The sequence below is a fragment of the Hyphomicrobium sp. D-2 genome (genome assembly GCF_029872155.1).
Taxonomy (GTDB): domain Bacteria; phylum Pseudomonadota; class Alphaproteobacteria; order Rhizobiales; family Hyphomicrobiaceae; genus Hyphomicrobium_A.
Genome location: NZ_JARXLA010000002.1, coordinates 706,504 through 730,368, shown reverse-complemented (window position 1 = coordinate 730,368; position 23,865 = coordinate 706,504). Strand labels below are relative to the sequence as shown.

Below are 23,865 nucleotides of genomic sequence, written 5' to 3'. Positions count from 1 at the left end.
AACTGGATGATGATCGCTGCCCGCGGTGCGCAGGCGCGTAATGTAATCCAGACACGGGTAGCTGCATCGCAATAAAAAAACGCGCCCGCCGAAGCGGACGCGTCATATTTTGCAACCAACAGCTTGTCGCCGTTGCAGCGCGATCAGATCACGCCGAAAGCGCGCATGGCTTCGGCAACGCGCGTGAAGCCCGCCACGTTGGCACCGAGCACGTAGTTGCCCTCGTCGCCATACTCCTTTGCCGTGTTGGCGCAGGTGTCGTGGATGTTGTGCATGATGTTGGCGAGACGCGCTTCGGTGGCCTCGAAGGTCCAGGAATCGCGCGACGCGTTCTGCTGCATTTCGAGCGCGCTGGTGGCAACACCACCGGCGTTGGCGGCCTTGCCCGGTCCGAACAGCACCTTGCCCTCGACGAATGCGCGGATGGCTTCCGGCGTGGAAGGCATGTTGGCGCCTTCACCGACGGCGATGACGCCGTTGCGGATCAGGGTTGCAGCGTTCTGGCCGTTCAGCTCGTTCTGCGTCGCCGAAGGCATCGCAACGTCAACCGGAACATCCCAGATCGATCCGCCCTGGACATACGTAGCCTCCGAACCGCGCGCGGCGGCATAGTCGGCAATACGGCCACGGCGCACTTCCTTGATCTCCTTCAGAAGAGCAAGGTCGATCCGGTCTTTCTCGACCACGTAGCCGTCGGAATCCGAGCAGGCGATGACGCGACCACCGAGCGAAGCAACTTTCTCGATGGTGTAGACGGCGACATTGCCGGCACCGGAAACGGAAACCGTGCGACCGTCGAAATCCTGGCCGCGCGTCTGCAGCATGCGCTGGACGAAGTAGGTGCAGCCATAGCCGGTCGCCTCGGTGCGCACGCGCGAGCCGCCCCAGATGAGGCCCTTGCCCGTCAGCACGCCCGACTCATAGCGGTTGGTCATGCGCTTGTACTGGCCGAACATGTAGCCGATCTCGCGCTGGCCGACGCCGATGTCGCCCGCAGGCACGTCGGTGTATTCGCCGAGATGACGGCCCAGCTCAGTCATGAACGACTGGCAGAAGCGCATGATCTCGTTGTCGCTGCGGCCCTTGGGGTCGAAGTCCGAACCGCCCTTGCCGCCGCCGATCGGCATGCCGGTCAGCGCGTTCTTGAAGATCTGCTCAAAGCCCAGGAACTTGATGGTTCCAAGCATCACGCTGGGATGGAAGCGGATGCCGCCCTTGTAGGGGCCGAGGGCCGAGTTGAACTGTACGCGGAAGCCGCGGTTGATATGCACCTGGCCTTTGTCGTCCACCCACGGCACGCGGAAGATGATCTGGCGCTCGGGCTCGCAGATGCGTTCGATCAGAGCGCCCTGTGCATAGTGCGGATGCTTGGCGACGACGCGACCAAGGCTGTCCAGCACTTCGCGGACGGCCTGATGGAATTCCCCCTCGCCAGGATTGCGGCGCAGCACGTCGGCGTAAATCGGCTCAAGTTTCTCATCGAGCATTGTTCTTGTCCCAGCCTAACTGACATTCTCAAAGGCAGCCGGAAGGGTCCGGCCGCCGGGTGACGTCCGCGGACAGTGGCGACACTCAGGGCCGGATTAATCGTGCGGGGTCGACTGGCTCGGCGAGGCAGTATCGGTGTGCGAACGGCTAGCTAATGGCCCGCCACTGTCCCCTTCGCAATCTATTTCTGCTGTTATTTCGTGCGATATGAGCAGTTAACGGGCAGCACGAGGCGGATGCGGCGGCGCAGCAAAGGCTGAATTTTGGGCTTATCGCTCGTCAGGTGGGCAGGTTGGGTCGTTGCCAGCGAGACAGGGCAGGAGGTGACCGCCGTATGACAAACGCCATTCCGCGCGCAAAAGTCGCAGCGATCTGCGCAGGCAGATTGGCAACGGCGGGCAGGTGAGCGGAGTGAAGCCATGCCGGCTGCAGGTCGCCACCGTGATCGCCTTTCAAGCGCGTATTTTAGTCCGGCGGTCCCATACCAAAAGCGTCGGGTTGAGCCCGGCTTTCTCGTTCTGACCAATGTGGGGACTGGTTGTCCGGTACACCCGGCGTCTTTGTCCAGCTGGCACGAATTGCGCCAAAGCCCCAAAATGGCTATAGCGGCCCTCGGGCGTACAGGCGGGTCTGCCCGTGTTGGGAGCTTTGAATGGCCGTATCGGCAAACACGAAAAAGGGCGGGGGCTGGCTGGAAACGGCCACGATCGTCATCGAAGCGCTGGCCATTGCCATGGTGGTGCGCACCTTCCCGTATCAGCCCTTCAATATTCCTTCCGGCTCGATGAAGGAAACGCTGCTGGTCGGCGATTATCTCTTCGTGTCGAAGCTGTCGTACGGCTACTCGCGCTATTCGTTCTACAACCTGATCCCGTTCGAGGGTCGCATCTTCGGCGCTGAGCCTAAGCGCGGCGATGTCGCCGTTTTCAAGCTGCCGCGCGATAATTCCACCGATTACATCAAGCGCGTGATCGGTCTGCCGGGCGATGAAATCGACGTTCGCGGCGGGCTGCTGTTCATCAACGGCGAGGAAGTGCCGCGGCGCCGTATCGGCGATTTCGTCACCCACGAGGATGGCGGACCTGCACGGCCTATTCCGGCCTACGAGGAAACGCTGCCCAACGGCGTGAAGTATACCGTGCTGGACGCCGAGCCCAACGGTCCGTTCGACAATGTCGGCCCCTACAAGGTTCCCGAGGGCCATTACTTCATGATGGGCGACAACCGGGACAATTCCACCGACAGCCGCGCCACATGGGGCGTTGGTTACGTGCCCTATGACAATCTGATCGGCCGCGCCGAGATCATTTTCTTCTCCGCTGCCGTCGATGAGCCGGGCGCGTTCAGCCTGTGGCAGCCGTGGAACTGGCCGGCGGATATCCGCTGGAACCGTTTCTTCAAGCTGGTCCGATAGTCTGCGTTCAGCCGATCCACCCGACCGCCGCGCAAATGCTCTGTGCGGCGGCCAAACTGCTTTCAGCCGTATGGCTTTCAGGACGTGCAGCGTGTCGTGATCCTGCGCCCGAGAAAATTCAAAGATCTTGAAAAGGCGCTGGGGCACCGGTTCCGGGATCAGCAGCTTGTCGAAGTTGCGCTGACCCACGCCAGCATGCGCGGCGGCAAAGTGCACCGCAGCGACAACGAACGGCTTGAGTTCATCGGCGACCGTGTTTTGGGGCTGGTGATCGCTGAAAAGCTGATCGCGCAGTTCCCGACTGCGAACGAGGGCGAGCTGGCGCGTCGCTTCAATCGCATGGTGCGCGGTGAGGCCTGCGCGCACGTGGCGCGTGCCATTGGCGTCGGCAAACATCTCATTTTGTCCGAAAGCGAAGCGTCGAGCGGCGGGCGCGAGAAGGGCACAATCCTGGCTGACGCGATGGAAGCGCTGCTCGGCGCAGTGTTTCTCGATTCCGGGTTTCCCGCGGCGCGGTCGGTGGTGCTGCATCTCTGGCAGGATCAGGACGATGTTCGCCCGGCGGCTGCGCGCCCTGATGCCAAGTCGGCGCTGCAGGAATGGGCGCAGGGCCGGGGCTTGCCGCTGCCGGAGTATACCGAGATTGGCCGCACCGGGCCGGACCATGCCCCCAGCTTTACGTCCGAGGTGCGCATCAACGGATGTGCGCCTGCGCAGGGCACGGGGGCTTCCAAACGCGCGGCCGAGCAGGCAGCGGCGCAGACATTATTGAAACGCGAAGGCGTTGTGGCAGGAGCGGAAAGCGATGAGTGACGGAGACGAAGTCGGGGCCGTCCATGCTGACGGCGATGGTCAGCGCTGCGGTTTCATTGCGGTGATCGGCGCCCCCAACGCGGGCAAGTCGACGCTGGTGAATGCCATGGTTGGCGCCAAGGTTTCCATCGTCTCGCACAAGGTGCAGACGACGCGCGTACCCGTGCGCGGCATCGCAAATGTAGGCAACAGCCAACTTGTCTTCATCGACACGCCTGGCCTGTTCGCGCCCAAGAAGCGGCTCGATACCGCGATGGTGGAAGCAGCATGGGGCGGCGCGCGCGATGCCGATTTCGTAGTGCTGGTGATCGACGCCGCGCGCGGCATTGATGCCGAGGTAGAAAGCATCCTCACCAAGCTGCACGATGTGAAGCTGCCGCGCATTGCGGTGCTGAACAAGGTCGACAAGCTCACCGACAAGAGCAAGCTGCTGGAACTGGCAACCGCGGTGCAGGAAAAGGCGGCGTTCGAGCATGTGTTCATGCTGTCCGCTACCGATGGCGACGGCGTCGAGGATCTGAAGCGCTATCTCGCTGACAAGATGCCCGCGGGTCCGTGGCACTATCCCGAGGACGATCTGACCGACGCGCCGCTGCGGCTGCTGGCGGCGGAGATTACCCGTGAGAAGATCTTCCATCGCCTGCACGACGAAGTGCCGTATTCGTCGACGGTGGAAACAACTCAGTGGACAGAGCGCAAGGATGGCTCGGTGCGCATCGAGCAGACGATCTTCGTCGCCCGCGACGGCCAGAAGGCGATCATGCTCGGCAAGGGCGGGACGACCATCAAGCAGGTGTCGATGGATTCACGCCGTGAGCTGCAGGAGATACTGGAGCGCCCGGTGCACCTGTTCCTGTTCGTGAAGGTGCGCCAGAACTGGCAGGACGACCCCGAGCGTTACCGCGAAATGGGCCTCGAACTGCCCAAGAAATAGTAGGTTCTTTGCTGGCACGCGGCGACTCCCCTGCGGGGAGCCGGCCGCCGCGTGCGGAAGATCACTTTCATGGCAGCCGTCTTGTGGACGGAGTTCCTACATGCGCCGTGCCGTTACGCACGTGGCGGCCGGCTTCGCGGAGCGAAGTCGCCACGTGCCAAAACAAAAGCGCGCCGCCACGAATTAACCTCTCGACTTGACATCGCGGCGGCGCGCGCGCACATACCGCCCGCATCTTACCTGCTTGGTATGCAGCGATTGAGAGGAGAGAGGTCATGGCCGACACGGCTCACGATTCCGCGCCCAATTCTTCTGCGGCGCCCCAGATCACCCTGACATTCCCCGACGGCGCCAACCGCAAGATCGACAGCGGTACGACCGGCTTTGAGGTGGCGAAGTCCATCTCGCCGTCGCTGGCCAAGCGCACCGTGGCCATGAGCCTCAACGGCACGCTGTCGGATCTTGCCGATCCGATCACGGCCGACGCCGAAATCAAGTTCATCTTGCGCACCGATCCGGAAGCCCTGGAGCTGATCCGGCACGATGCCGCGCACGTGATGGCGGAGGCGGTGCAGGAGCTGTGGCCCGGCACGCAGGTGACGATCGGCCCGGTGATCGAGAACGGCTTTTTCTACGACTTCGCCAAGCAGCAGCCGTTCGAGCCCGACGACATCCCGAAGATCGAGCAGAAGATGGGCGAGATCATCGCCCGCAACGCGCCGTTCACGAAGGAATTCTGGTCGCGCGATGAGGCGAAGAAGTTCTTCCGCGACAAGGGCGAGAACTTCAAGATCGAGCTCGTCGATGCGATCCCGGCCGATCAGGATCTGAAGATCTACAAGCAGGGCGACTGGCTCGACCTGTGCCGCGGCCCGCACATGACATCCACGGGGCAGATCGGCAAAGCCTTCAAGCTGATGAAGTTTGCCGGCGCCTACTGGCGCGGTGACGCGAACAATCCGCAGCTGCAGCGCATCTACGGCACGGCGTTCGCAACCGAGCCTGAGCTGAAGGAATATCTGCATCGCCTTGAGGAAGCCGAGAAGCGCGATCACCGCAAGCTCGGCCGCGAGATGGACCTGTTCCACTTCCAGGAGGAAGCGCCGGGCAGCGTGTTCTGGCATCCGAAGGGCTGGACGTTATTCCAGAGTCTCATCGCCTACATGCGCCGTCGCCTCGACAAGGATGGCTATCAGGAAGTGAACTCTCCGGACATGATGGAGAAGCACTTCTGGGAGCTTTCCGGTCACTGGGAAAACTACGGCGAGAACATGTTCACGACCACGCTGCCGGACGAGCGCGTGTTCTGCTGCAAGCCGATGAACTGCCCTGGCCACGTGCAGATTTTCAAGCACGGCCTGAAGAGCTATCGCGACCTGCCGCTGAAGATCGCCGAGTTCGGCAAGGTGCACCGCTACGAGCCATCCGGCGCGCTGCACGGCATGCTGCGCGTGCGCCACTTCACGCAGGACGACGCGCACATCTTCTGCACCGAAGACCAGCTGATGCAGGAATGCCTGAAGATCAACGACCTGATGTTGTCGATCTACAAGGACTTCGGCTTCGAGGACATCTTCATCAAGCTGTCGACGCGGCCTGAAAAGCGCGTTGGCTCCGATGAACTGTGGGACAAGGCCGAGCAGGCGCTGCAGGACGTGCTGGACGAGGTGACGAAGCGTTCCAACGGCCGCGTGAAAACCGCGCTGCAGCCGGGCGAGGGTGCGTTCTACGGCCCGAAGCTTGAGTATGTGCTGAAGGATGCCATCGGCCGCGAATGGCAGTGCGGCACCACGCAGGTGGACTTCAACCTCGCCAATCGTCTCGGCGCGTTCTACATCGACGAGACATCGGACAAGAAGGTTCCGGTGATGATCCATCGCGCCATGTTCGGCTCGCTGGAACGCTTTACGGGCATCCTGATTGAGAACTTCGCCGGTCACTTCCCGCTATGGCTGTCGCCGTTGCAGGTTGTCGTCGCGACGATTGTATCGGATGCCGATGATTATGCGGTGGAAGTGGTCGAGAAGCTGCGTGCCGCTGGCATCCGCACCGAGATCGATCTGCGCAACGAGAAGATCAACTACAAGGTGCGCGAGCACTCGCTGGCCAAGGTGCCGGTGATGCTGGTGGTCGGCAAGCGCGAGGCCGAGGAGGGCAAGGTGTCCATCCGTCGTCTCGGATCGCAGGCGCAGCAGGTGATGACGCTTGAAGAAGCCCTTGCCGCCCTGAAGGCCGAAGCAACGCCGCCGGATATGCGCGACGAAAGTTGAGCAGACAGTGCGTGCTGGACGTGAGGCATTAACTCACTCAGCCCGGACATCGACTAAAGATCAGGCGCGGTGGCAACTATGCCGCCGCGCTTTTTCATTCGGGCTGTGCAACATTCCGCCCGCATCTGCTTCGAAGCCCTGCGCCGCTTCCTATAGCGCTCCGCCTCGGACCAGACCCCACTTCGGCGCAAAGAACAGCCCATGCCCGCAAAGCCGCTTTCCCTGCGTGACGGATTGCTTGCGCTCGCCGTGATGGCGGTGTGGGGCTCGAATTTCGTCGTCATCCGGATGGGGCTGGATGACCTGCCGCCGCTACTGTTCGCGGCGCTGCGTTTCACCTTCGTAGTGTTCCCCGCCATCCTGTTCCTGAAGCGTCCGCCGGTGCCGTGGCGCAACCTTGCCGCCTATGGCCTGTTCATCGGCGCGGGGCAGTTCGGGCTGTTGTTCCTCGCCATGAGCGGCAGCATCACGCCGGGGCTCGCCTCGCTGGTCATCCAGTTGCAGGCGTTCTTCACCATCGGCATCGCGGCCGCCATGACCGGCGAGAAGGTGCGCCCGTTCCAGATCGCGGCGCTGCTGCTGGCCGCCTTCGGCATCGGCATCATTCTATCGCATACCGATGGATCGACCACGCCGCTTGGCCTTGCGCTGGTGCTGAGCGCGGCACTGAGCTGGGCCATCGGCAACATCGTCGTGCGCGCAACGCCGGGTGTGAACATGCTGGCCTATGTGGTGTGGGGCAGCATCTTCTCGGCGCCGCCGCTTTATCTGATGTCATTGATATTTGAAGGTGTGCCCGCGATCCGCGAAGGGCTGGCTCACGCCGATCTCAACACCGCTGCCGTCCTCGCCTATCAGGCCATCGGCAATTCGCTGTTCGGCTACGCGATTTGGGGCTGGCTGCTGTCGCGTTATCCGGCAGCAACGATTGCGCCGATGTCGCTGCTGGTGCCGGTGTTCGGCATTGCCGCGTCGGCGCTGTGGCTGGCTGAGCCGTTGCAGGACTGGAAGCTGGGCGCGGCGGCGCTGGTGATGGCGGGGCTGTGCCTCAACGTGCTGTGGCCACGCTTCGCTGCCATCCGCGGTGCCCGCACCCCGCCCGCTGCTTAAAGCCAACCGATCGCGACGCAGTGCGCGCGGTTGACTCGAGCAGGTTGACGCGTAGGTTGTGCTGAAAAGAATTTAACTGACAGATGCATTCTGATGGCGAAAGCTTCCAAGGCAGCTCCCAAACTTTTAACGGCGGCCGGAAACATAAATCTGCCGTATCAACCGATCGGATTGGTCTTCGCCGTAGTTTCGCGCCAGGAGGCGGGTTGCAGCGGCGGGCTGCCCATTGCGCAAGCCATACAAGAAGCTACTGATGACCTTCAGGTGCAGGCCCAACAGCGTGGCGGCAACGCAGTGCTGCACATATCCTACATGCACCGTGTTTCGGCATCGCCCGGGTGCGGTGGCGCGAAGTCCAACATCGAAGTTTATGCTTGGGGTACGGCGGCGCTCGTTTAATGCGCGTCATTGCATCCAGTCTGCGGCGCGCGCTTGTTGGCGCATTCCATCGTGCGGCATCCATCAAGTTCGGTAAGCGGTTCGACGTGATCGCTGCTCAAATCATGCTGCGCATCATCGGTCTCTATCAGGTGCTGCTGTCGCCATTGCTGGGGAAACAGTGTCTCTTCTCGCCCACTTGCAGCAATCGATCAGCCGCCGTTATTCGCAAACACGGATGGTCGATTGGCATGCCGCTGGCCAGCGCGCAAATCCGGCGATGTTGCGGAAATTTCCGGGTTGGATTGAACGCTGACGAGAAAATTGAACTGCGATGCTCTGACGGAACTGTTTTTGCCGAAGAGGAGCTGTCGCCTGCAATTTTGGAGCGTTACGGCTTTTTTGTGCGCTCCGTTCGGACCGAGAAGTCGTAGCGAGCGCTGTGGCGCTATGGGGCAGAGGCCTCACGCGGATCGTTAGCCACAAAGCTGATCCCGCCGGCAATTTCTTCCAGAGGATCGATGCCGGAAAAAAGGTTGCGGCCTTCGCAGCCAGGATTCAGCGCCTGCAACAGATAGGCATGGCCAGCCGCCTTCACGCAGATGACAACGCCGCGCGGCGTCGCGTTGCGGCAGCCCGTGTGCGCATCGAAGCGCTCGCCGGTTTTGCCGCCGATGCTAACCGGTTTGGGTTCAAGCGAACGGGTTTCGTAATGGCCAATTTCAAACGCTTGCCGCGCCAGATCGGAGCACGTCGCGGCATCTTCCAGAACGCGCAGTTCCACCGGGTCCAAGCGCGGTTTGGCGGTAGCAAGCGGCGTGAAGTTGATCCGACCCGGCCGGTCGTTTGCCTGCCAGCGGGCAGTGTCGTAGCGCACGCGGGCCGCGCCTAATTCGGCTACAGCTTCGCCAGCACTTGCCGATGTCGGTGTCAGTGCCACCGCCACCGCTGCACAGAGGGATGCCAGAAGTGCGCGCCGCCACATCAGTTGGCAGCGCGCCGCGCACTGCATCAGAAGCCGCCGCCCAGCGCATTGCCGACCATATCGACAATGGTCGTCGACTGCTTCTTCTGCCGCTGCTGCGCTGTCGGGCGGTTCGACGACGTCGAGAAGCCGTCGCTGCTCGCCGGGGCCGCACCTACAGGCGCCAGATGATCGCGGCCGACATCGATTTCATCCCACTTACCGTCAAGCGCCAGCGAGATGCGCTTTTCGTGGCCGTAAATATCGCTGAATGTTTGCAGCTTCCCGTCGCTATCCACCCAGGTGGTGAAATAGACCATGTGCATCGGGATGCGCTTTTCCAGCATGATTTCCTGATCGCGCGGTCCGGTCTTCATTTTGGATTGCACGGTGTCAGCGTCCCAGCCCTTGTCTTCGCCCAGGATGACCTCGGCCATCTTCATCGGGTTGCGCAGCCGCAGGCAGCCGTGGCTCAGCGTGCGCACCTTTTGCGCAAACATCCATTTGTCCAGCGTGTCGTGCATGAAGATGGTGTGCTGGCTCGGGAAGGTGAACTTCACTACGCCCATCACGTTCTTGGGGCCGGGCGGCTGCACCACCTCATATTTGCGGATGTCCGCCGTGTGCCAGTCGATCGAGCGATAATCGATCGGCGCGCCGTCCTTCGTTTCCAGCTGCAGGCCGTGCTGACGGAACAGGCTGGCGTTGCGGCGCAGGTCCGGCTGCAGCTCCTTCACCTTGATGGATTCCGGCACGCGCCACATCGGTTTGAAAACCACGGCCCGCAGCGGGCGGGTGTAGATGGTGGTCTGCTTGTCGGTTTCGCCAACCACGATGCGTTCGGTGTGAACGGTATCGCCATCCTTGAACACGCGGATGATGAACTCGGGCACGTTGGCCATCACATGCATCTGGCCCAGATCCGCCGGCATCCAGCGCCACTGTTCCATGTTGGCCAGAATGCGCTTGCCCAGCGGCTTGGTGCGGTTGGCAACATAAAGCTCGCGCAGCTTCTGGAACTGGGGATGCTGCGGGTGCAGGCTGCGCAGGTATTCAGCCGGATTGGACGTCGCGATGGCGTCGCGGAAAACAGTCTCGGCGTCCAGGAACTGCGGACGGCGATCGAGATTGGAATTGAGCAGGATCGACGGCGCGGTGATGCGGCCGCCGCGGGCATAGCGCGCGTACTTCAGCAGCGCCTTGGAGATTTCGACATCGGCCTTGCCCAGGGTCGCAGCGTCGAGCTTCGACGGCGGCGGGATCACCGGCAGATGAAAATCGGCGGGGTTCAGCCCCCAGTCGGCGGCCTTCAGAATTTCGGCACCCAGCGCGGCGCCGCGGTCTGTCAGACCGCCTTCGGTCAGCCAAATCGGCACGTCTCTGCGCGCGGCATACACGTCGGACAGGACGCTGCGCTCTTTCAGTTCCTCAGCCGAGCCTTCAACCGGCAGCGCGTTCAGCTTTGAACGTACTGCGCTGGCGACGGGATTGGTGTCGGTGGGCGGCAGCATCGGCGGCGTGATCGCCGGATCGGTGGCGATGGCTTCCTCGGACATCGAGGGCACGGCGACGGCCGAAGGGGCGGCAGCGAGCAGCGCCGAGCCTGCAGCAAGCATGAGAAAAGCTAAGCGAATCATTCCCCCTCCACACCGCTCAAGGCTAACTGAGCCATGGCAATCTGGCTAGACCATGATCGCCCCGGCCCCGGTCAGTCTGAAGCGTAAATCATTGGTCTCATCAAAGGGCTAGAGCGGCAGCCCGAGACCTGGAACGGCGGATCGCGGGCTTGTGAACGGGCGTTAGCCCGACGACGACGCCTTCTGAATAGCACGCCACTCAAATGTTGCTGGCGCGAGGTCGTCAGCGGAAAATAAGTCAGCTAACTGATAAACAAGCTTGCCGGCCATCGAACTTAGGCGCAAAGCTTCGGCTTCAGGTTTGGGGGCATTGCGGTGAAAACAGCGCTGTCGTGGTCAGTCATTGCGGCGGCTCTCGGCACCGCAGCTTTTGTTCTGGCAGGTGCTGTTCTCCCCGCTCCGTTTAGCACTCCTGCCTTGGCCCAGGCGGAGAGCAACGCTGAAAAGGATGCTTTCGCTGCCGCCAAGGAGCTCGGCACCGCGGATGCCTGGAACGCTTTTCTCGCCAACTTCCCGACCGGCTTCCATGCCGATCTCGCCCGCGCCTACATCAAGAGCCTTTCCAGCGAAGCGCAACCGGCTGCAGAAGCGCCGATACCGGAAGCGACGGTTGGTGCCCCGCAGGATGATCTTCCCATCCCGGCGGCAAGCTGGGGTGGCATCGTGCGCGACGGGCCGGGGCAGAACCACGGCAAGGTTGCCAGCCTGAGCGAGGGCGAGCCCGTTATATTGATGGCGCGCACGGAGGTGGTTGAGAACGGTTTTCCCTGGTTCAAGATCGCCTTCAGTTCAGGCAGCAAGACGGGTTACCAGTGGGGCGGCATTCTCTGTTCGACCGGCGCTGAGCGGCCGGACATCTTCAAGACCTGCACGGTCAAGAAGCCAGCGCCACGGGCGGCCGCCGCAACGGGACAGGCGCGCGCCAAATGTTCCAGCGGGCAGGTGCGCATCGACGGCAAGTGCATCAAGAAAAGCGCTGCGGCGGGCTATTGCGGCCCCGGCTTCCGACCCGAGGGTGGTAAGTGCGTTCAGGGCTACAAGCCGCCGCCACAGCAGGCAAAATCTTCCCTGTCGGGTGAGCAGCGCAAGGCGCTGAACAAGGGCTGCCCGCGCGGTCAGGTGTGGAGCGCTGCCGAAGGCTGCCACGAGGACGATTGAACGTTGCGGGGGCGCGAGGCGGCGCGGGCGAAGGGGAGGCAGGCGTAAAAGCGTGCCTCAGCCGCGACCGCGATAGGGCGGTACGCCCTGATCCGGCAGCCAGACGCCCTCCGGCACCGTTCCCGTCTGCCAGAACACATCGATGGGGATGCCACCGCGCGGATACCAATAACCGCCAATGCGCAGGTAATGCGGCTCCAGCAGCTCCACCAGCCGCTTGGCAATCGCGACAGTGCAGTCCTCGTGGAACGCGCCGTGATTGCGAAACGCGCCGAGATAAAGCTTCAGCGACTTTGATTCCACCAGCCAGTCGCCCGGCACGTAGTCGATCACGATGTGCGCGAAATCCGGTTGGCCGGTTACCGGACACAACGAGGTGAACTCCGGCGCGGTGAAGCGGGCCACATAGCGGGCATCGGGATGCGGGTTCGGCACCCGCTCCAGCACGGCCGCTTCCGGGCTTTCCGGCAGGGCCGTCATTTGCCCCAGTTGCGTGACGGCAAGTTTCTCGTCGGCCATCTGGCTTTACTCCGCCGCAATGCGCGTTGCCGGCGAGGGACCGCAATAAATCGCGCCCTCGCGGCAGCTATCGCGCGCGATCTCGATCTGAGCCAATCCCGGCACGCGGTTCTGCAGCCGGTTCCACAGCCAGATGGCGACGCGCTCCAGCGTTGGCGCCTCCAGCCCTTCGATCTCGTTCAGCAGCCGATGGTCGAGCGCGTCCTGCGCCTCGGCCATCATTTGCGACAGCTCATCGAAGTGGAACACATAGCCTGTATCCGCCCCCGGCGCGCCCTCAACCGTGATCCGCGCGCGGAACGAATGTCCGTGCACGCGCGAGTTTGGGTGCCCTGGCGGAGCGGTGGGCAGGTAGTGGGCGGCTTCAAACAGAAATTCTTTGTAGATGCGCATGGGGCGTCTCTAAGGGATTTTCTCGTTTAATTCCAGTCGCCTTGCGCAAATGCTCTCCGCCGAGAGAACATCTAGCGCCGTCCGTCCCTCGGTGGGGCTGCGGGCGACTGTTACGGAATACCGAGCAGCTTGTGGGTCTGGACCGACAGCCGCCAGCGGGGGTTTGCCTTGCAGTATGCGATGGCACGCGCGGTATTGGCTGCCTGCTGCGGCCCGTCCATTGGCTGCAAATAGCAGTGGCTGAAATCTACCTCATCGAGGGTGGCGGGATCGAGTCCCGCCTGCGGGTAGACAAGCTTCAATTCGTCGCCGGTCCGCTGGCGGAGGTCGGTGCCAGCCTTGGGGCTAACGCAGATCCAGTCGATGGCGCGCGGCACCGGCAAGGTGCCGTTGGTCTCGATGGCGATGGTAAACCCGGCCCCGTGCAGGGCGTCGATCAGTTCGGCATCCACCTGCAGCATAGGTTCGCCGCCAGTCAGTACGATGAAGCTGGCGCCCGCATCGCCTGTTGATGCAACACAGGCCGCGGCCAGCGCCTCAGCGGTGGCGAACTTGCCGCCGCCGGGGCCATCGGTGCCGACGAAATCGGTGTCGCAGAACTGGCAGTCGGCCTTATGGCGGTCCCGTTCGCGCCCGGACCACAGGTTGCAGCCCGCAAAACGGCAAAAGACGGCGGGGCGACCGGCATTCGCGCCTTCGCCCTGCAACGTGTAGAAAATCTCTTTCACCGCGTACATGCGGGCGATCCGTAAAGCTCCGCACGGGACCGTTCAAGGCTGCCGCTGCCGGTTGGCGCTGCCGCGACGTCGCAACGCCGAAAAATCAAGGCCGAAAATCAGGCCACCGCATCATAGGGCAGGGCGGGGCCCGAGCCTGCGCCGGTGCGCTCGATGGTGTCGGCGATCTGCTGCCGTTCCGCGCCGGACAGAATGAGGTTCGCGGCCGCCAGCCAGCCATCCACCTGCTCAGGCGCCCGCGCGCCGACGATGGCTCCGGTGACGCCCGGCCAGGCCAGCGTCCACGCGATCGCCACCGCTCCGGCCGTGACGCCGCGCTTTTCGCCGATCTTGCGCATGGTTTCCGCCAGTTCGAGATTAGCCTTCAGCTTGTCGCCGGAGAACTCGGCATTGCGCGAACGCCAGTCATCGGCGTTGAGCTTCGCCGCTCGCTCGGCGGTGAATGCGCCCGACAGCAAGCCGGCCTGCATCGGGCTGTACACGATCACACCGGTGTCGTGCGTGATGCACCACGGCAATTCGGTGGCAGCAAAGTCGCGGCGGATGGCCGGGAACGGCGGCTGCAGCGTATCGACGTGGCCCAGCCGCTCGGCGGCTTCCAGTTGTGCCAGATTATGGTTCGAAAGACCGACGGCGCGCACCTTGCCTTCCTTTTTCAGGTCGAGCAGCGTCTGCCAGTATTCCTCGATCGGCGTGCCGTCCTTGGACGGCCAATGCATCTGATAAAGGTCGATCCGCTCGACGCCCAGACGGCGGAGCGAGGCTTCAAGCTCGAAGCGGATGCTGGCCGGGTCGCCCACCTGCTGCGGCGGCGCCATGCGGTCAGCCTCGTCCCAGCGCAGCCCGCACTTGGTGAAAACATAAGGGCGCGAAGATTTCGGAATATTGCTCAGCGCCTCACGCACGATCTCTTCCGAATGACCCAGGCCGTAGATCGCGGCGGTGTCGATCCAGTTGATGCCGCAGGCGACAGCATGGCGAATGGCTTCAACCGACTGGCGGTCATCCTGCTTGCCCCAGCCGACGGCCCAGTCGCCGCCACCGATAGCCCAGGCGCCCAATCCAACCGGCGTGATGAACATATCCGTGCGGCCAAGCCGATGCCTTGGCAGGGGGGCTTTGATGCTCATGACGGTATCCTGAACTGATGACTCTGGGCGATAACGCGGCGGGCTTGAGAATGATCGGCGGCGATTTGCGTTCGCCGCCGATTGTTCGCGAGAAGCTCCCCGCGTACCGGTTATGGCGCGTGCGCCGAGCGGGTCGATTCAAACAGGAACCAGACGCGGCGTTCGGTTTCGTCGATCCAGTTCTCGATCAGGCTCGCGGTCGCAACGTCGCCGTGCTCATCGCACAGGTCGTGCACTTCGCGCAGCCGCTCCACCATGTCCTTATTGTCTTCGCGCAGTTCGGCCAGCATGTCTTCCGGCGTTACGAATTCTGCGTCGTTATCTTCGATGCGCTGCTGGCGCGAAACTTGGCCGATGGAGCGCAGCGTCGTGCCGCCGATCTTGCGCACGCGCTCGGCGATCGGGTCGGTCATCGCGAAGATCTGGTCGGCGTGCTCATCGAACAGCAGGTGATAGTCGCGGAAGTGCGGACCGCTGACATGCCAGTGAAAATTCTTTGTCTTGAGATAGAGCGCGAACGAATCGGCGAGCAGGGCGTTGAGCGCGCCCGAAAGATCGCGGATGGCATTCGAATTATAGACGCTTGGAGTCTGCAGCGGAGCCTTGCGGCGCTCAGCTGTCTTCTTGGTCACCGTACCCATGGAAAATCTCCTTGGCCGTGATGCGAGGGAAATAATACGCGCTTCACATATGGGAATACCGTGGCAGCCTTACGACCCGCCTAACGGAGTGTTGACATGCGGCCTTTGCGCAATCGCTTGGACGCATTCTGGAAGACTTTAAAAAACCTTTTGCACCTGCACCCGGCGACTGCGCTTTCAGCACCGGCGGCCGGCGCCCCGCAGGGGTGTCGCCGGTGCCAAACAAAGACTCTACCGCCCGAGCACGACGGTGCGATCGCCCAGCGCCTGCACCGGCCGGTTGTTGTGCGGATAGAGTGCTGCAAAGGCCTTGATCTGCTCAGCCGATGCCTCGATCGGGTCGGCATACACAACCCATTCCACGATCTCGCTGCATGGCGGGGTCGTCAGCGACCCGGCATAGCGATAGAACTTGCCGCCAGCGGGGATCATCCGGGCGAAATCAATCGCCTCTCGGGCGTTCGCTTCGCCTTCAGCCTTCGGCATCACCTGCCAGACTTTTTCGATCTCGCTGTTGGCTGCGCCTTCGTTGATCATCACCCCCAGCACCAGCAGTTTCCCATCCGCGCTGCGGTTGACGAAATGCGCCTCCAGTGGGGTGTGATGGCCGTCGAACGTGTGCTCGCTGTCATGGTGAAAGTGCATCTGCACAAGCTTGAACGTCTCATCACCAAGCGTCGTTGTCTGATCGCCCGCGGCGTTCGCCTGAATGGTGTGCCCGTTGTTGACGACGCCCGGCGCGAACGGCTTCCAGTTCACAGTCGGCGCGTGGGCGCTGGAAGGCTCGGCGGTCTTGATGTCGATGGGCGACTGTTGCGCGCCCTTGGCGCAGGCGGCGAACTCATGGCTCAGTTCACCCCAGTGCGTCGGCCCGCCATGGCCCTCATAGGACCAGTGTGCGTGATCGTCTGCGGATAGCGTGCCAACGGGAGTGAGAGCGGCGAAAGCGGCGAGGGCCAGCGGTGTAACCGACCGGAAATTGAAGCTGAGCAGCATGGGTGTATTCCTGTCCAGGATATCCCATCCACTTATGCCTGTTTCGATTAAAGGACCGACAACCTAACGCTTGCGATTTTAGACGTCGGAAAGCGCTCTAACGATTGCGCCATTCTTCCCAGCCCTTGCGGCGCAGGGCGCAAGCCGGGCAGTGGTTGCAGCCATATCCCCATTCATAGCGTCGCGTGCGCACGCCGAGATAGCAGGTGTGGCTTTCCTCGACGATCAGATCGATCAGCGGCTGTCCACCGAGGGTGTCGGTAAGCGCCCAGGTCTCAGCCTTGTCGATCCACATCAGCGGCGTCTCGATCACGAACGGCGCATCCATGCCCAGCGCAAGCGCCTTGGCCAAAGTCTGCAGTGTGTCGTTGCGGCAGTCGGGATAGCCGGAGAAGTCCGTCTCGCACATGCCGCCCACCAGCGCGCGGATGCCGCGCCGATAGGCGAGGGCGGCGGCATAGGTGAAAAACATCAGGTTGCGGCCCGGCACGAACGTCGACGGCAGCCCGGCCGCTGAAATCTCAATTTCCGCTTCCCGTGTCAGCGCGGTGTCGCTCAGGCGGCCCAGCTCCGGCAGGGCCAGCATGTGGTCATCGCCAAGCCGTTCGCGCCATGCCGGTTTCAACGCGGCCATCGCAAGGCGCAGCGTTTCGCGCTGGGCTAGCTCTGCCACATGCCGCTGTCCGTAATTGAAGCCAACCGTTTCGACGCGGCTGTATCGCTCCAGTGCCCATGCAAGGCAGACGGCTGAATCCTGCCCGCCGGAGAACAGCACCAGTGCGGCGTTATCGCGGTCGGTCATGGGATCCTCAACTTGCAGCGGATCAAAGGCTCGCGCCGTCAAATTTGCGCAGGTTGAGACCATCGAGGTCGACGCCGTCGAGGCAGCGCACATTGATGGCAACGGTTGTCACGCCGTCTGGCCGGGTGCCGCGACCAAATGCGCCGACGCCACAGCGGCTGCAAAACAGATGGTGCACCACGCCTTTGTTGAAGGTGTAATCGGTCAGGACATCGGCGCCTTGCGCGAGGCGGAAATTTCCTTCCGGAACAAAGGTAAGCAGCAGCCCCGCTTGCGGCAAATAGAACAGTTGCACGAGATTACCCGGCTGAGGTCGGCTTCAACCTCATAGGCAACCTGACCGCAATGGCAGCTTCCTGTGTAGGTTTTCGTGTCGGACATGCGTGGATGGCTCCCTGGGCTAACCCGCCGCAGCCCGCCCTTTAACAAAGCAGCAGCAACGGGTCTTTGCGCATCTACCAAAGAGGGGCTAAAAGGCGCCGGAACCTCACCATGCCCGACTGCGGCCTGCAACTAATAAGGTAACGACCATGACCGCCATTATCGATATCATCGGCCGTGAAATTCTCGACAGCCGCGGCAATCCAACGGTCGAGGTGGATGTCGTGCTGGAAGACGGCTCGCTGGGCCGTGCCGCTGTGCCGTCCGGTGCATCGACGGGCGCGCACGAAGCGGTTGAGCTGCGTGACGGCGATCCGGCCCGCTATCAGGGCAAGGGCGTTGAGAACGCGGTCGCTGCCATCAACTCCGAGATTTATGACGCGCTCGCCGGCATGGATGCCGAGGATCAGCGCGGCATCGACGCAGCGATGATCGATCTCGACGGCACCCGCAACAAAAGCCGCCTCGGCGCCAACGCAATCCTTGGCGTGTCACTGGCCGCCGCCCGGGCCGCCTCGCTGGCTCGCGGTCTGTCGCTGTACCGTTATCTGGGTGGCGCTGGCGCCCATGTACTGCCGGTGCCGATGATGAACATCGTCAACGGTGGTGCGCATGCCAACAACCCGATCGACATCCAGGAATTCATGATCATGCCGGTGGCGGCGGATTCGATCGCCGACGCTGTGCGGGTGGGCGCGGAAGTGTTCCACACCCTGAAGAAGAAGCTGCAGGAAGCTGGGCACTCTACCTCGGTGGGCGATGAAGGCGGTTTCGCACCGAACCTCAAGTCGGCCGATGACGCGCTGGGCTTCATCATGAAGTCGATCGAGGCTGCCGGCTATCGCCCCGGTGAGGATGTGATGCTGGCGCTCGATTGCGCTTCGACCGAATACTACAAGAACGGCAAGTACGTGCTGGAAGGCGAGGGCAAGACGCTCGATGCCGGCGCCATGGTGCAGTATCTGGAAAGTCTCGTGTCGCGCTTCCCGATCATCTCGATCGAAGACGGCATGGCCGAGGACGACTGGGACGGCTGGAAGGCACTGACCGAAGCCATCGGCGATCGCTGCCAGCTGGTGGGCGACGATCTGTTCGTCACCAACACCGAGCGGCTGGAGCAGGGCATCAAGGCTGGCGTCGCCAACTCGATCCTGGTGAAGGTCAACCAGATCGGTTCGCTTTCGGAAACCCTCGACGCCGTGTCGATGGCGCAGCGCGCTGCCTACACCGCCGTCATCTCGCACCGTTCGGGCGAGACCGAAGATTCCACCATTGCCGACCTCGCCGTCGCCACCAACGCTGGTCAGATCAAGACCGGTTCGCTGTGCCGTTCGGATCGTCTGGCGAAGTACAATCAGCTCATCCGCATCGAAGGTGAGCTGGGCGACACGGCCAAGTATGCGGGCAAGAGCGTCATCCGCGGTTACACCGGCGCCTGATCTGGCGACGCGTTCTACTTCGCAAACAACAGCGCCGCTTCGGAGAATATCCGGGGCGGCGTTTTTTATTGTCCGACGGATGGCTCAGCGTTTGCCGTCTCAAAAAACGCGATATGCATCGCGGCACTGTCGCGCGCTGTTGTGCGGGCGACGAAAAAATCAGCAAATGCCATCGCGATCGACACAGCGCTTTACCAGCCATTAAGCACCGCATGGCATAACAGCGGTGTCCACAATTTCAGTGCAGCGTAAAAAATCCAGTGCTGCGTCAGCCAAAAAAACATGATCGACGGTCTAGGCCACGGCAGGCGACGGTGTTGCTTCTCTGCTTGGGTTTAACGGCCTACTTCGCCCATCATGCGGTCAATGGCAGGCACGGCTTCGAGGCGCGATCTCGGCTGATGGAACGATCAGCTTTGTTGGAGTTTGAGATCAAAAGCCTCGAAGCTGTGCGAGCCCGCCTTGAGCGCGATGTCGCTCTGCTGGGCGCTAAAAAACCCGATTCCGATCTCGTCGAAGAAATCGCCCGCGAGGTGCTTGGTTTCGTGCGTCCTGACGATCAGGTCGTAACGCAGCGCTGACGCTTGCCGCATCGCATGCGGCGCGATGCATGCAATTCAATCATCCAAATTTTGCATGGGTCGATGTGGTGCAGTGCGCCACTTCTGGCGTTTGCGCTGTGCCTCTAGTAGGCTCCGAATCCGAACACAAACATATGGGGCCATTCCGGTCCGCCTCCGGCTGCTGAACAACGGGCTGCTTGCAAAATGGCCGCTGAAAAAGCCACCCGCTCCCGATCCGCCAAGCCCGCGAAGGGCGGCGATGCTGTCCAGCCAGCCGCCGCTACCGGCGTTGCCGCAGCTTTCACGCGCGATGAACGTCTGGATGCCTATCGGCATATGCTACTGATCCGCCGCTTTGAGGAAAAAGCCGGCCAGCTTTACGGCATGGGGCACATCGGCGGCTTCTGCCATCTCTACATCGGTCAGGAAGCCGTTGTTGTCGGCATGCAGATGGCGCAGCAGCCGGGCGATCAGGTCATCACCGCGTATCGCGACCACGGCCACACCATCGCAACCGGCATGGAGCCGAAGTCCGTCATGGCCGAGCTTACCGGGCGCCGTAACGGCTGCTCGCAGGGCAAGGGCGGATCGATGCACATGTTCGCGCCCGACAAAGGTTTTTATGGCGGCCATGGCATCGTCGGCGCCACCGCCCCGCTCGGCGCTGGCATTGCGTTCGCCAACAAGTATCGCGGCAACGACCGCGTCTGCGTCGCCTACTTTGGCGATGGCGCCGCCAATCAGGGCCAGGTGTACGAAGCGTTCAACATGGCGGAGCTGTGGAAGCTGCCGGTCGTGTTCATCGTCGAGAACAACAAGTACGCGATGGGCACCTCGATTGAGCGCGCGTCATCAACCACCAATCTTTCCCAGCGCGGCCTGTCGTTCGCCATTCCCGGCGTGCATGTTGATGGCATGGATGTCGAGCAGGTGCGCGAGGCCGGAGCACGCGCCATCCAGTTCGCGCGTGGAGGGTAACGGGCCGACCATCCTTGAGATGATGACCTACCGTTATCGCGGCCACTCGATGTCAGATCCGGCCAAGTACCGCACGCGTGAGGAAGTGCAGCACATGCGGGAAACCCACGATCCCATCGAGATGATCCGTGCACGCCTGCTTGCCGATGGCGTTAGCGAGGATGATCTGAAGGCGATTGACCGGAAGGTGCGCGATGAGGTGAACGCCGCGGCTGAATTCGCGCTGTCCGATCCAGAACCCGATGCATCAGAGTTGACCACCGAAGTGCTCATCTGAGCGCATGACAACTCCGTTCCGCTTTTCAGATTTCGTCAGATCCCAGGGCCTCGCACTATGCCGATTGAAGTTCTGATGCCTGCCCTGTCGCCCACCATGGAGGAGGGCACGCTGGCCAAGTGGCTGGTGAGCGAGGGCGCGAGCGTTAAGTCCGGCGATGTGATCGCGGAGATCGAGACCGACAAGGCCACGATGGAAGTGGAGGCGATCGACGACGGTCGGCTGGCGAAGATCCTTGTGCCCGCTGGCACCGAAGGCGTGAAGGTCAATACACCGATCGCCCTGATCGAAGGCGAGGACGAAGCAGCGACGGACAGCGCTCAGCCCGTAGCTACAGCGCCCGTGCAGCCGCCGCGGGAAACACAACAGTCAAAGCCAGAGAAATCCGCATCGACGGAGGCGCCGCAGCAGGATGCAGCGCCTGCGCGCGACGCAGCCTCTGCAACCCATGCGCCGGAGCCGCAAGGGACGCCCGAAATTGCGCCCGGCACTGAAATGGTTTCGCAGACGATGCGCGAAGCGCTCCGCGATGCCATGGCCGAGGAAATGCGCCGCGACCCGGACGTGTTTCTGATGGGCGAGGAAGTCGGCCAGTATCAGGGCGCCTACAAGATCAGTCAGGGCCTGCTGGAAGAGTTTGGCGAACGCCGGGTGATCGATACGCCGATCACTGAATATGGCTTCACCGGCGTGGGCGTCGGCGCGGCCTTCACCGGCCTCAAACCTATCGTCGAATTCATGACGTGGAACTTCGCCATGCAGGCGATCGACCACATCATCAATTCAGCCGCCAAGACGCACTACATGTCGGGTGGCACGGTGCGCTCACCGATTGTGTTCCGCGGCCCCAATGGCGCGGCGGCGCGGGTTGCGGCCCAGCACAGCCAGTGCTTTTCGGCATGGTACGCGCATGTGCCCGGCCTCAAGGTCATTGCGCCATCAACGCCAGCCGACGCGAAGGGACTGCTGAAAGCTGCCATCCGCGATCCCAACCCGATCGTGTTCCCTGAAAACGAAATGCTCTACGGCACCCACGGCGACGTGCCGAAGGGCGACGACTTCGTGCTGCCCATCGGCAAGGCGCGCATCGCCCGCGCGGGCAAGGATGCAACCGTCGTCTCGTTCGCGCGCGGCATGACTTACGCGCTCGCCGCCGCCGACCTTCTGGCCAAGGACGGCATCGAGGTCGAGGTCATCGACCTGCGCACGCTGCGCCCGCTCGATCTTGAAGCGGTGCTGGCGTCAGTGCGCAAAACCAATCGCATCGTCACGGTCGAGGAAGCGCGGCCGGTGTGCTCGATCGGATCGGAAATCTGCGCGCAGGTTGCGATGCAGGCGTTCGACGATCTCGACGCGCCGCCGGCGAAGGTGTCCGGCGCCGATGTGCCGATGCCGTATGCCGCCAACAGCGAAAAGCTTGCGCTGCCGACGGCGGAGCAGGTGGTCGCCGCCCAGTCAATCAGTGCTCTATCTTTAACGCGCGCAGGGCGCATGCAGGAAGAAGCCAATGGGCGCTGCTGCGAACACGACAACGAACGATAGCGGTGCGCCGCGCCGCAGAGTTTCTCCGCTCGCGCGCAGGCTGGCGAAGGATGCCGCGTTGTCGCCTGATGCGCATCGCCGGTTCAGGGCCGCATGGCCGCATCATCAAGCGCGACATCGAGAAGGCGCTTGCAGGCGGTGCGCCGTCATCCGCATCGCAGTCGCAGGCCGCACAGCCGGTGTCGGATACAACTGCCAGCCGCGCAATGACGCCGTCGGCGCAATCGGCAGCGCTGAAACCGCAGCCGTCATCGCCATCGGGCATGCCCGATGAAAGCGTGCTCGCGCTTTATGACAAGGGCAGCTACGAGGTCCAGCCGCACGACAAGATGCGGCGCGTGATTGCCGAACGGCTGACGCTCGCCAAGCGCACCATCCCGCATTTTTATCTTTCCATCGATTGCCGCATCGACGAACTGATGCGCGCCCGCGAGCGCATGAATGCGTCCTCGCCGCCGGAGGGACCGCGCGCCTATAAGCTGTCGGTGAACGACTTCCTCATCAAGGCGCTGGCGCTCGCGCTTCAGCATGTGCCCGATGCCAACGTCACGTGGACGGATGAGGGCATGCTGCGCCACAAGTATTCTGACATCGGCGTGGCCGTCGCCATCGAGGGCGGTCTGTTCACGCCCGTCATCCGCCATGCCGAGATGAAGTCGCTGTCCGAGATATCCAACGAGATGCGCGACCTGGCGGAGCGGGCGCGCAAGCGCCGGCTGGCGCCGCATGAATATCAAGGCGGCACCACGTCGATCTCAAACCTCGGCATGTATGGCATCAAGAACTTCGACGCCGTCATCAACCCGCCCCACGCCACCATCCTGGCGGTGGGCGCTGCCGACCGCCGTCCGGTCGTCGCGGGTGATTCGGTTGAGGTGGCGACGGTCATGGATGTGACGCTGTCGTGCGACCACCGCGCCGTCGATGGCGCTATCGGGGCGGAGCTGCTGCAGGCGTTCAAGGCCTTCGTGGAAGACCCGGTGCGCATGCTGGTGTGAAGCACACGCCAAAAAACAGCTGCACGTCATTCCGACAAGGAGACGGGATCTACGCCCAGTCTGACCAAGCTCGTCTGGAGTGAGTCGGCCAAATCGCGTGTCACAAATCGCCTATGGCACCATCGCGGGCGCTACAACCTGTGGCCGCCAGAGCACGCATTGGCGACTTTCCCCAGCTAAGACCATTCCGTGAACGGTCATTCGGGATAAGAATAAGGCAGTTGCTTGCCGCTGTACGAGGCGAGGACTAGAAGCGAAAAACCAGTGTGGGCGTACCTTGGTGATGGCTCTAGCCTTTGGAGT

The 23,865-nt window shown here is 62.5% G+C and carries 21 protein-coding genes and 3 pseudogenes; 13 read left to right on the top strand and 11 right to left on the bottom strand.

All coding sequences use genetic code 11. From position 1 onward, the window contains the following. Positions 1–143: 143 nt before the first annotated feature. Positions 144–1,487 (bottom strand): NADP-specific glutamate dehydrogenase, encoded by a 1,344-nt coding sequence (gdhA, locus tag QEZ49_RS05245; protein WP_280384825.1) that lies wholly within the window; start codon positions 1,485–1,487, stop codon positions 144–146. A 653-nt stretch (positions 1,488–2,140) separates the two neighbouring features. On the opposite strand from gdhA, the gene lepB reads away from it, so the two are divergent. From lepB to yidD, 7 genes are all read left to right on the top strand, one after another. Then, positions 2,141–2,902, top strand: coding sequence for a signal peptidase I (gene lepB / locus QEZ49_RS05240; protein WP_280384823.1), 762 nt, complete (start codon positions 2,141–2,143; stop codon positions 2,900–2,902). A gap of 84 nt (positions 2,903–2,986) precedes the next feature. Next, the gene (gene rnc / locus QEZ49_RS05235; protein ID WP_280384821.1) at positions 2,987–3,715 is read left to right on the top strand and encodes a ribonuclease III; all 729 of its coding nucleotides are present in this window, start codon (positions 2,987–2,989) and stop codon (positions 3,713–3,715) included. Continuing rightward, positions 3,708–4,649 carry a GTPase Era gene (era, locus tag QEZ49_RS05230; protein ID WP_280384819.1) on the top strand — a complete coding sequence of 314 codons (942 nt, stop codon included), beginning with the start codon at positions 3,708–3,710 and terminating at the stop codon, positions 4,647–4,649. Before rnc ends, era begins: the two co-directional genes overlap by 8 nt. A gap of 275 nt (positions 4,650–4,924) precedes the next feature. Then, positions 4,925–6,919, top strand: coding sequence for a threonine--tRNA ligase (gene thrS, locus QEZ49_RS05225; RefSeq protein ID WP_280384817.1), 1,995 nt, complete (start codon positions 4,925–4,927; stop codon positions 6,917–6,919). A 201-nt stretch (positions 6,920–7,120) separates the two neighbouring features. Then, on the top strand, positions 7,121–8,029 hold the full coding sequence (locus QEZ49_RS05220) for an EamA family transporter (protein ID WP_280384815.1): 909 nt from the start codon (positions 7,121–7,123) through the stop codon (positions 8,027–8,029). A gap of 93 nt (positions 8,030–8,122) precedes the next feature. Beyond that, entirely contained in the window at positions 8,123–8,428 is a 306-nt protein-coding gene (locus tag QEZ49_RS05215; protein ID WP_280384813.1) for a hypothetical protein, read from the top strand. After that, complete coding sequence (yidD, locus tag QEZ49_RS05210; RefSeq protein WP_280384812.1) at positions 8,428–8,841, top strand: membrane protein insertion efficiency factor YidD; 414 nt, start codon at positions 8,428–8,430, stop codon at positions 8,839–8,841. Before QEZ49_RS05215 ends, yidD begins: the two co-directional genes overlap by 1 nt. Positions 8,842–8,855: 14 nt before the next feature. Here yidD and QEZ49_RS05205 read toward each other — a convergent pair whose 3' ends face one another. Both QEZ49_RS05205 and QEZ49_RS05200 read right to left on the bottom strand, forming a co-directional pair. Beyond that, entirely contained in the window at positions 8,856–9,347 is a 492-nt protein-coding gene (locus QEZ49_RS05205; RefSeq protein WP_280384809.1) for a hypothetical protein, read from the bottom strand. 71 nt (positions 9,348–9,418) lie between these two features. Then, positions 9,419–11,008: a L,D-transpeptidase family protein gene (locus tag QEZ49_RS05200; protein WP_280384808.1), complete on the bottom strand. Its 1,590-nt coding sequence runs from the start codon at positions 11,006–11,008 to the stop codon at positions 9,419–9,421. A 315-nt stretch (positions 11,009–11,323) separates the two neighbouring features. Here QEZ49_RS05200 and QEZ49_RS05195 point away from each other — a divergent pair, with 315 nt between their 5' ends. Then, positions 11,324–12,166, top strand: coding sequence for an SH3 domain-containing protein (locus QEZ49_RS05195; RefSeq protein ID WP_280384805.1), 843 nt, complete (start codon positions 11,324–11,326; stop codon positions 12,164–12,166). A 57-nt stretch (positions 12,167–12,223) separates the two neighbouring features. Here the strand turns inward: QEZ49_RS05195 and queF are convergent, their stop codons facing one another. The 8 genes from queF to QEZ49_RS05155 all read right to left on the bottom strand — a co-directional run bounded on the left by queF (position 12,224) and on the right by QEZ49_RS05155 (position 17,679). Next, a complete protein-coding gene (gene queF / locus QEZ49_RS05190) occupies positions 12,224–12,685 on the bottom strand; it encodes a preQ(1) synthase (RefSeq protein ID WP_280384804.1) in 462 nt (153 codons plus the stop codon). A 6-nt stretch (positions 12,686–12,691) separates the two neighbouring features. After that, positions 12,692–13,078, bottom strand: coding sequence for a 6-carboxytetrahydropterin synthase (locus tag QEZ49_RS05185; RefSeq protein WP_280384802.1), 387 nt, complete (start codon positions 13,076–13,078; stop codon positions 12,692–12,694). A gap of 110 nt (positions 13,079–13,188) precedes the next feature. Continuing rightward, positions 13,189–13,815, bottom strand: coding sequence for a 7-carboxy-7-deazaguanine synthase (gene queE / locus QEZ49_RS05180; RefSeq protein WP_280384800.1), 627 nt, complete (start codon positions 13,813–13,815; stop codon positions 13,189–13,191). Between the two features lie 98 nt (positions 13,816–13,913). After that, positions 13,914–14,945: an aldo/keto reductase gene (locus QEZ49_RS05175; RefSeq protein ID WP_280384799.1), complete on the bottom strand. Its 1,032-nt coding sequence runs from the start codon at positions 14,943–14,945 to the stop codon at positions 13,914–13,916. Positions 14,946–15,055: 110 nt separating this feature from the next. Continuing rightward, complete coding sequence (locus QEZ49_RS05170) at positions 15,056–15,577, bottom strand: DNA starvation/stationary phase protection protein (protein WP_068463182.1); 522 nt, start codon at positions 15,575–15,577, stop codon at positions 15,056–15,058. 240 nt (positions 15,578–15,817) lie between these two features. Next, a complete protein-coding gene (locus tag QEZ49_RS05165; protein WP_280384798.1) occupies positions 15,818–16,582 on the bottom strand; it encodes a carbonic anhydrase family protein in 765 nt (254 codons plus the stop codon). A 97-nt stretch (positions 16,583–16,679) separates the two neighbouring features. After that, the gene (gene queC, locus QEZ49_RS05160; protein WP_280384796.1) at positions 16,680–17,384 is read right to left on the bottom strand and encodes a 7-cyano-7-deazaguanine synthase QueC; all 705 of its coding nucleotides are present in this window, start codon (positions 17,382–17,384) and stop codon (positions 16,680–16,682) included. Positions 17,385–17,406: 22 nt separating this feature from the next. Beyond that, entirely contained in the window at positions 17,407–17,679 is a 273-nt protein-coding gene (locus QEZ49_RS05155) for a GFA family protein (protein ID WP_348534793.1), read from the bottom strand. A 235-nt stretch (positions 17,680–17,914) separates the two neighbouring features. On the opposite strand from QEZ49_RS05155, the gene eno reads away from it, so the two are divergent. The 5 genes and pseudogenes from eno to QEZ49_RS05130 form a co-directional block, all read left to right on the top strand. Beyond that, positions 17,915–19,204, top strand: a complete 1,290-nt coding sequence (gene eno, locus QEZ49_RS05150; RefSeq protein ID WP_280384794.1) for a phosphopyruvate hydratase — start codon at positions 17,915–17,917, stop codon at positions 19,202–19,204. 260 nt (positions 19,205–19,464) lie between these two features. Then, the gene (locus QEZ49_RS05145) at positions 19,465–19,785 is read left to right on the top strand and encodes a septum formation initiator family protein (RefSeq protein ID WP_348534792.1); all 321 of its coding nucleotides are present in this window, start codon (positions 19,465–19,467) and stop codon (positions 19,783–19,785) included. 300 nt (positions 19,786–20,085) lie between these two features. Next, a pseudogene (gene pdhA / locus QEZ49_RS05140) lies at positions 20,086–21,022 on the top strand (pyruvate dehydrogenase (acetyl-transferring) E1 component subunit alpha); the annotation flags it as partial. 57 nt (positions 21,023–21,079) lie between these two features. Then, positions 21,080–22,501: pseudogene (locus QEZ49_RS05135) on the top strand (pyruvate dehydrogenase complex E1 component subunit beta); the annotation flags it as partial. A gap of 85 nt (positions 22,502–22,586) precedes the next feature. Further along, positions 22,587–23,562: pseudogene (locus tag QEZ49_RS05130) on the top strand (2-oxo acid dehydrogenase subunit E2); the annotation flags it as partial. Positions 23,563–23,865: the final 303 nt, after the last annotated feature.

What these genes read in the sequence shown, in the direction of transcription:
- gdhA (WP_280384825.1), bottom strand. Translation starts at nt 1,487, where the DNA reads ATGCTCGATGAGAAACTTGAGCCGATTTACGCCGACGTGCTGCGCCGC.
- lepB (WP_280384823.1), top strand. Translation starts at nt 2,141, where the DNA reads ATGGCCGTATCGGCAAACACGAAAAAGGGCGGGGGCTGGCTGGAAACG.
- era (WP_280384819.1), top strand. Translation starts at nt 3,708, where the DNA reads ATGAGTGACGGAGACGAAGTCGGGGCCGTCCATGCTGACGGCGATGGT.
- thrS (WP_280384817.1), top strand. Translation starts at nt 4,925, where the DNA reads ATGGCCGACACGGCTCACGATTCCGCGCCCAATTCTTCTGCGGCGCCC.
- QEZ49_RS05220 (WP_280384815.1), top strand. Translation starts at nt 7,121, where the DNA reads ATGCCCGCAAAGCCGCTTTCCCTGCGTGACGGATTGCTTGCGCTCGCC.
- QEZ49_RS05215 (WP_280384813.1), top strand. Translation starts at nt 8,123, where the DNA reads ATGGCGAAAGCTTCCAAGGCAGCTCCCAAACTTTTAACGGCGGCCGGA.
- yidD (WP_280384812.1), top strand. Translation starts at nt 8,428, where the DNA reads ATGCGCGTCATTGCATCCAGTCTGCGGCGCGCGCTTGTTGGCGCATTC.
- QEZ49_RS05200 (WP_280384808.1), bottom strand. Translation starts at nt 11,008, where the DNA reads ATGATTCGCTTAGCTTTTCTCATGCTTGCTGCAGGCTCGGCGCTGCTC.
- queF (WP_280384804.1), bottom strand. Translation starts at nt 12,685, where the DNA reads ATGGCCGACGAGAAACTTGCCGTCACGCAACTGGGGCAAATGACGGCC.
- QEZ49_RS05185 (WP_280384802.1), bottom strand. Translation starts at nt 13,078, where the DNA reads ATGCGCATCTACAAAGAATTTCTGTTTGAAGCCGCCCACTACCTGCCC.
- queE (WP_280384800.1), bottom strand. Translation starts at nt 13,815, where the DNA reads ATGTACGCGGTGAAAGAGATTTTCTACACGTTGCAGGGCGAAGGCGCG.
- QEZ49_RS05175 (WP_280384799.1), bottom strand. Translation starts at nt 14,945, where the DNA reads ATGAGCATCAAAGCCCCCCTGCCAAGGCATCGGCTTGGCCGCACGGAT.
- QEZ49_RS05165 (WP_280384798.1), bottom strand. Translation starts at nt 16,582, where the DNA reads ATGCTGCTCAGCTTCAATTTCCGGTCGGTTACACCGCTGGCCCTCGCC.
- queC (WP_280384796.1), bottom strand. Translation starts at nt 17,384, where the DNA reads ATGACCGACCGCGATAACGCCGCACTGGTGCTGTTCTCCGGCGGGCAG.
- eno (WP_280384794.1), top strand. Translation starts at nt 17,915, where the DNA reads ATGACCGCCATTATCGATATCATCGGCCGTGAAATTCTCGACAGCCGC.